Raw genomic sequence first — 6749 nt, 5'->3', positions numbered from 1 at the left:
TAGAGAATACGTTTTGTCGGTTAAAGCATTTCCGAGGAATTGCTACACGATTTGATAAGCTAAAGCGTAACTTTGAAAGTGCTGTCGCCTTAGCTTGTATCTATATTTGGTTACCTTTATGAAATGTCAACAGACCCTAATTGAGATAGTTGATTTTTCAAGTCTAACAAAACTTCTTCTTTGTCGATTATATCAGTGTTTTCATTTGCTTAGACATGTTTATTTAATATTCTTCAGAAGTGTGTTATTCAATATTTTTTGTAAAAAATAATTTACTAGCCTCGTCTTGCTACGTAATTCTGCCATAGTTGTGTTTTACAGATGTGTTATTGATTAATTCTATTTAACATTTTATTGCACAATTAAAAATTTATTGTAAGTATTCGCTATGATTCAAACGCAACAGCTCTCACAAGTTATACAAATCCATGATCAGCGTATCCATGTATTAAAGTCGATTGATTTAAAAATTGCTGAAAAGGAACAAGTCGCAATTACAGGACGTTCAGGTTCAGGAAAATCTACGCTACTGGGTTTGCTTGCAGCACTTGATCAGCCTTTTGATGGTGAAGTGCATCTGTGTGGTCACGCCATTCACAGCATGACAGAAGAGCAACGTGCCAAAGTACGTTTAGAGAATATCGGATTTGTTTTTCAATCTTTTCAGCTTTTACCGCATCTCAGCGCACTGGATAATGTGTTGCTCCCAATGCGATTACAAAGTGCCTATCGCTATAATGACGCAAAAGAGAAAGCGCAAAACATGCTCGAACGAGTTGGTCTGATTCGTCAAATGTCACAAACGCCAAAAGTGCTGTCAGGCGGTGAACAACAACGTGTTGCTATTGCTCGTGCTTTGGTCACAGAGCCAAAAGTGGTGTTTGCTGATGAGCCGACAGGCAATCTTGATCAAGATACTGCAAAAGAGATTGAACAGCTTTTATTTCAAATGAATCATGAGCTTGGCACGACATTGGTGTTGGTGACGCATGATCAAAAACTTGCTTCACAATGTCAGCGTCAGCTTCAACTCGATGATGGCAATTTGCTTGAAAGTACACATCGAAATACAGCATCAGACTTGAGAATGGATGTATAAAATGCGTTTATTTTCAAGTTTACTTCGGCAGAGTTTTCATAGTGGTGGGATTACCTTACTGGTCGTTGCTTTGGCATTGGCGATCAGCGCCAGTACTGCACTACAATTTAGCAATCAACAAATCCAATATGCGATCGAGCAACAAGCAGGGGAATTACTTGCCTCGGATATGTTGATCGAATCGAATGAGCCACTATCTGACACATGGCAACACAGCGCAACAGAGCACGGCTTAAAGACCTCGCAAAGTACGGTATTTAGCTCGATGGCGCACACGGGCGAGCATTTTGTCATGGTCAATGTCAAAGCGATCGACGATGCCTTTCCGCTACGTGGTGAGCTGGATATTTCTCCGACGTCTAAACGGATCAAAGCAGGTGAAATTTGGCTCAGTCCTCGGGTATTTGATTTGCTTCATGTCAAGGTCGGCGATCAGGTTAATATTGCTGATGGATCGTTTACCGTAACAGGCGAAATTACTTATGATGCCAATCAAGAAACAGGCTTTTCAGGGTTTTCGCCAACGGTGATTATTCATCAAAATGATGTCGCTCGGACTAATGCGGTGCAAGTCGGTAGTCGGATTGATTATCGACTATTGATGGCAGGACAACCCGAGCAATTACAAGCCTTCCAAGCTGAAAATAAAAAGCTCATCCAAGAACCGCTGAAACTGCGTGTTGCCAGCGAAGGGAATTCACGGCTGATGCGTCCACTGCGCAATCTTGATACCTTTATGCAATTGGCAAATTTATTGACCTTATTGCTGTGTGGCATTGCCATTGCACTGACTTGCCAGCGTTATGTGGCGCAGAACCAAGATCATATCGCCTTACTGCGTTGTATGGGAGCATCTCGTCGGCAAATCATTGCTGCGTATCTCGGTTTATTAGGTGTGGTTGGCGGGATTGCGACAATTATCGGCACCATTTTTGGCGTGATTTTTGGCTATTTATTGCTGAATTTGATGCTGAGCACCATGCCAAATATTCACCTGCAATTTTCAATCTTCTCAATTCTGCTTGGACCTTTGCCGAATGCGATTTTGACCTGCTTGGTGATTTTGCTAGGTTTTGTGTTGCCGAGTATTTTACATCTTGCCAAAGTGCCACCGATTCGCGTGCTTCGTAATAGTCAGATTGACCCTGTGGCACTCTGGACTTTGGCACTGTCGGCGGTGTTTAGCCTTGCGATTTTCACTTTATATTTGACAGAAAATCTCACGCTCAGTCTGATGGTGATGGGCGCACTGGCATTGCTTTGTGTGTTGTTATTTTTACTGATGTGGGCGGTGCTCATTACGATTCGCAAAAGTAATGCACGATTTGAACAATGGCTACGTGCACCTGCACAGTTGAGCCTGCAAATGACTGCTTTGGCGTTGGGACTCAGTTTAATTACGGTACTATTTTTATTGCGTGGCGATCTGCAAAATCGTTGGGAAAATCAACTGCCTGAGAATACACCCAATCAATTTGTTTATGGCTTACCGCCGTTTGATCAAAAAGCATTATTAGAAATGGTTGATCAACAGGGCTGGCATCGTACGCCATTTTATCCGAATATTCGTGGGCGATTACTGACTAAAAATGGACAAGCTTTTTCACCTGAATTAATTCGTGAAAATAACAGTTTACGTCGTGAGCTCAATCTGACCCAAGCTGAGGAATTTCCAGCGGACAATGAACTCACCGCAGGGACGAAAAACTTCTCTGCAACTCATCAGGTGTCTGTTGAGCAAGAAACAGCGGACAATTTGGGTATTAAAATTGGTGATGAACTTGGCTTTCAACTGCCTGATGGTGAACTCAAAGCCAAAGTGGTCAGCCTGCGAAAAGTGGAATGGGAAAGTTTTAGTCCAAACTTTTTCTTTATCTTTTCACCGAACACTTTGGATGAAAATGCAGGAAGCTATCTCGGGAGTTTTTATGTGCCTGATGCAGATAAAGCACAATTGGTCAATGTCATTCAACAGTTTCCAACCACGGTATTTATTGATATTGATGGCATCATCGAACAGATAAAGCGTATTGTGAATGTTATTACACAAGTGGTTAGTCTTTTGGCTTTCCTCGTGTTTTCAGCAGGACTTTTGGTGTTGCTGGCTTGTTTAAATCTGATGATGGACGAACGCCGTCAAGAAGTGGCTTTACTTCGGGCGATTGGCATGTCACAGCAAAGTTTAAAGCGATATTTGACCATAGAACTTGCCTTTATCGGTTTTGGTGCAGGAATTTTATCGATTGCTTTTGCCGAGTTAGTGTCGTATATCGTGGCGTGGCGTATGGAAATGCCGTGGTCGGTGCATTATTTGTATTGGTTGATCTTACCAATATTAATGGCGATATTGTGTGGGGTAATTGGGCGTTATCGGTTGACTAAATTATGGAAAGTATCGCCGTTAAGTAGTTTACGCGCTTTGAACTAACAAAATACTATTTTCCTATACATAAGAAAGCGTAACGCCGCATTCTTATGTTAGGGGATTAGATTTAAATTGATGGTCATTCTAAAAATATACTGTAGATACTCGTCATTTGGGGAATAGATAGTAAATTACAGGCTTAATAATATATAAATCAAATAAATAAAAGCTGGGGAATGGAAAATGAAAAAGTCATATTTTTCAATCATATTAATGAGTTCTATGTTGTTGCTATCGGGATGTGGTGGTTCAGATAGTGATGACTCAAACAATGGGCAAAATACTGGTGGCAATAACAGTGGTGGTAATAACAGTGGTGTATCAACGACTACTACAGATGATTTTGTCATTGATGATTCAAGTTGTAGTAGTGGATCCTATACGGATATCAACATTACCGTAACATTCAATAATTGTAAAACCAATTTCTTGGATGATGATGGTGTGATTTTATCTGGTAAGGTGTCATATAGCTTGTCTGATAGTGACGAAAGTTTTAGTTATAGTAATTTCAATTTAATTTTTCCTGATAATTCGAAAGCAGTGATCAATGGTAAAGTTGATTTTGTTTTAGACTCAGATACAACTACAATAGTTAAAATTGATGATCTCAAAGTGGTTTCTGATGAAACTTACGAAGGGAAAAATTATTCGATGACTACTGCTTGGAGTGACTATTCTGCCACTTGGAGTGTTGCTAGTAACGACGAATTTTTAATTGAAGCTTCTGGGGCTCTAGCTGTAATCGATAACCCGTTTGATGATTTTTCAATAAAATTTAACACAACAGATGTTAATCGATTTAATAATAACATAAATCCATACGATGGTGGGTTAAAAGTCGTTGATGCCAACGATGCTACTAGCTATTCAACATTGGACTATAACAGTGATGCAACTACGCTACTTTATCAATCTTATGCTAAAAATAAGTTGGTAATCAATAAAGCAATTACTTGGGAAGATATTTACGACTTCTAGATATAGGTGTTAGTTTATTGCTAATTATCTTAAAACGGTTAGTGAACACTAACCGTTTTTTATTGGCTTCGATTTTGTTACTATTCAATGCTGATCAGAGGTTAAGAGAATTTTTCATAGACAATGAACCACCAGCATCAAAACACTGCATTTGAACATATGCCTAACAGCCTGCACGGCTTATACCTCATCACCAATGATGATCCTCTCGATATAATATTAGAAAAAATTTCTATCGCACTTGCAACTCAGCAGATTGCACTCTTGCAATATCGCCGTAAAAAAGTTGAAAAATCGAAACAAGATGCTGAAATTGAAAAAATTCTAAACATTTGCAATCACTTTAACGTACCGTTCATTATCAACGATGATTTAGAGCAAGCTCATCGTTTTGGATTACATCTGCATCTTGGGCAAGATGATGGTTCGATTATTGATGCACGAAAATTATTAGGCGATTCTGCGATCATCGGTCGCACCTGCTTAAACGATTTATCTTTAGCTGAGCAAGCAATCAAAGATGGTGCAAGCTATGTGGCATTTGGTGCGATCTATGGCTCAACCACCAAGCCTGAAGCTGGGAATATTGGTTTAGATGTAATCAAACAAGCCAATACACAATTTCAAATCCCTATTTGTGCGATTGGTGGTTTAACAGCGGAGAATTCACAAGCAGTCATCACTGCAGGTGCTGATCTTTGTGCCGTGGTCAGTGATATACTCGGACTTGAAACGAATCAAATTCCACAGCGAATTGAGGCATGGTCAGCCTTATTTAATCACACTTAATCGTATTGTGGTTTTAGTTAAGAATCATCTTTAAATTATTGAAATCGAGATATTTTATGTTTACTTCTGCCAAGCAAGCACAACTTTTTGAAGAAGCCTCAAAGCATATTCCAGGTGGCGTAAATTCACCTGTACGAGCTTTTAAAGGCGTTGGCGGTACGCCAGTATTCATCAAACGTGCAAAAGGGGCATATTTGTGGGATGAAGATGACAATCAATATATCGACTACGTTGGCTCTTGGGGACCAATGATTTTAGGGCATTCACACCCTGATATAGTAAAAGCTGTGCAAAATGCTGCTGAAGATGGACTAAGCTATGGAGCGCCGACTGTTGCTGAAACGACGCTTGCAGATGTAATTTGTGAAATTCTCCCGTCGATTGATTTAATCCGGATGACTAATTCGGGCACAGAAGCGACCATGACGGCGATCCGTCTTGCTCGTGGCTATACTGGGCGAGATAAAATTATCAAGTTTGAAGGTTGTTATCACGGTCATTCGGATTCACTCTTGGTCAAAGCAGGCTCTGGGTTATTGACTTTCGGTGAGCCGACCTCAAAAGGTGTGCCTGAAGATTTTGCTAAACATACCATTGTCTTGCCGTATAACGACATTGACGCTTTAGAGCAATGTTTTGAAAAATTTGGTCAAGAAATCGCTGGGGTGATCGTTGAGCCTGTGGCAGGCAATATGAATCTCGTCATTCCAAAAGATGGCTTTCTACAGGCGATTCGTCGAGTTTGCGATCAATACAAGGCTGTCTTTATCATTGATGAAGTGATGACAGGGTTTCGTGTCGCACTGGGTGGTGCGCATACGCTGTACAATGTTGAGCCTGACTTAATCACTTTAGGGAAAATCATCGGCGCAGGGCTTCCAGTCGGTGCATTTGGTGGGAAGCGTGAAATCATGGAATGTATCGCACCACTTGGTGGTGTGTATCAAGCAGGCACATTGTCAGGAAATCCTTTGGCGATGCGTGCAGGATTGGCGATGTTTAAACATGTTTGTCAAGATGGTTTCTATGCAAAGCTTGAAGCGCAACTGGCGAAATTACTAACAGGTTTACAATCAGCTGCTGATGAAGTAGGTATTGCTTTTAAAACTCAGCAGGTTGGTGCCATGTTCGGGATGTACTTTACTGATCAAGATGATTTATCAAGCTTTGAAGCGATGTTGAAATGTGATGTTGAAGCTTTTAAGCAATTTTTCCACGGCATGCTAAAGCGTGGGGTGTATCTTGCACCATCTGCTTTCGAAGCAGGCTTTATTTCATCTATGCATAGCGACGAAGATATTGCCAAAACGATTGCTGCTGCAAAAGCAACATTTGCTGAAATGGTAGATAATGCCTAGTTTTGGTATTTTTTATCAATTTTCTGCGTGATATGTGAATGCTACACTTTGCACGGCTTGTTGGTGGCTAAGCTATTTACTAGCTAAGCGAGTTGAT

General features: G+C 40.5%; 5 protein-coding genes and 1 pseudogene. All 6 read left to right on the top strand.

What is annotated here, in order from left to right:
• Window positions 1-122: pseudogene (locus tag ACE3PQ_RS10655) on the top strand (IS5/IS1182 family transposase); the annotation flags it as partial.
• Window positions 123-388: 266 nt separating this feature from the next.
• Complete coding sequence (locus ACE3PQ_RS10650; protein ID WP_374297651.1) at window positions 389-1099, top strand: ABC transporter ATP-binding protein; 711 nt, start codon at window positions 389-391, stop codon at window positions 1097-1099.
• A gap of 1 nt (window position 1100) precedes the next feature.
• Window positions 1101-3527, top strand: a complete 2427-nt coding sequence (locus ACE3PQ_RS10645; RefSeq protein ID WP_374297649.1) for an ABC transporter permease — start codon at window positions 1101-1103, stop codon at window positions 3525-3527.
• Between the two features lie 180 nt (window positions 3528-3707).
• Window positions 3708-4505: a hypothetical protein gene (locus ACE3PQ_RS10640; protein ID WP_374297648.1), complete on the top strand. Its 798-nt coding sequence runs from the start codon at window positions 3708-3710 to the stop codon at window positions 4503-4505.
• 171 nt (window positions 4506-4676) lie between these two features.
• Entirely contained in the window at window positions 4677-5294 is a 618-nt protein-coding gene (gene thiE, locus ACE3PQ_RS10635) for a thiamine phosphate synthase (RefSeq protein ID WP_374297663.1), read from the top strand.
• A 56-nt stretch (window positions 5295-5350) separates the two neighbouring features.
• Window positions 5351-6652 (top strand): glutamate-1-semialdehyde 2,1-aminomutase, encoded by a 1302-nt coding sequence (gene hemL / locus ACE3PQ_RS10630; protein WP_374297646.1) that lies wholly within the window; start codon window positions 5351-5353, stop codon window positions 6650-6652.
• Window positions 6653-6749: the final 97 nt, after the last annotated feature.

It is taken from the genome of Acinetobacter sp. (assembly GCF_041911495.1).
Classification (GTDB): domain Bacteria; phylum Pseudomonadota; class Gammaproteobacteria; order Pseudomonadales; family Moraxellaceae; genus Acinetobacter.
The sequence above is the reverse complement of the archived record's forward strand: the minus strand, read 5'-3'. Positions and strand labels throughout refer to the sequence as shown.

Excerpts from the sequence above, each read along its gene's own strand:
- ACE3PQ_RS10640 (WP_374297648.1), top strand. The coding sequence starts at position 3,708 with ATGAAAAAGTCATATTTTTCAATCATATTAATGAGTTCTATGTTGTTG.
- ACE3PQ_RS10650 (WP_374297651.1), top strand. The coding sequence starts at position 389 with ATGATTCAAACGCAACAGCTCTCACAAGTTATACAAATCCATGATCAG.
- hemL (WP_374297646.1), top strand. The coding sequence starts at position 5,351 with ATGTTTACTTCTGCCAAGCAAGCACAACTTTTTGAAGAAGCCTCAAAG.
- ACE3PQ_RS10645 (WP_374297649.1), top strand. The coding sequence starts at position 1,101 with ATGCGTTTATTTTCAAGTTTACTTCGGCAGAGTTTTCATAGTGGTGGG.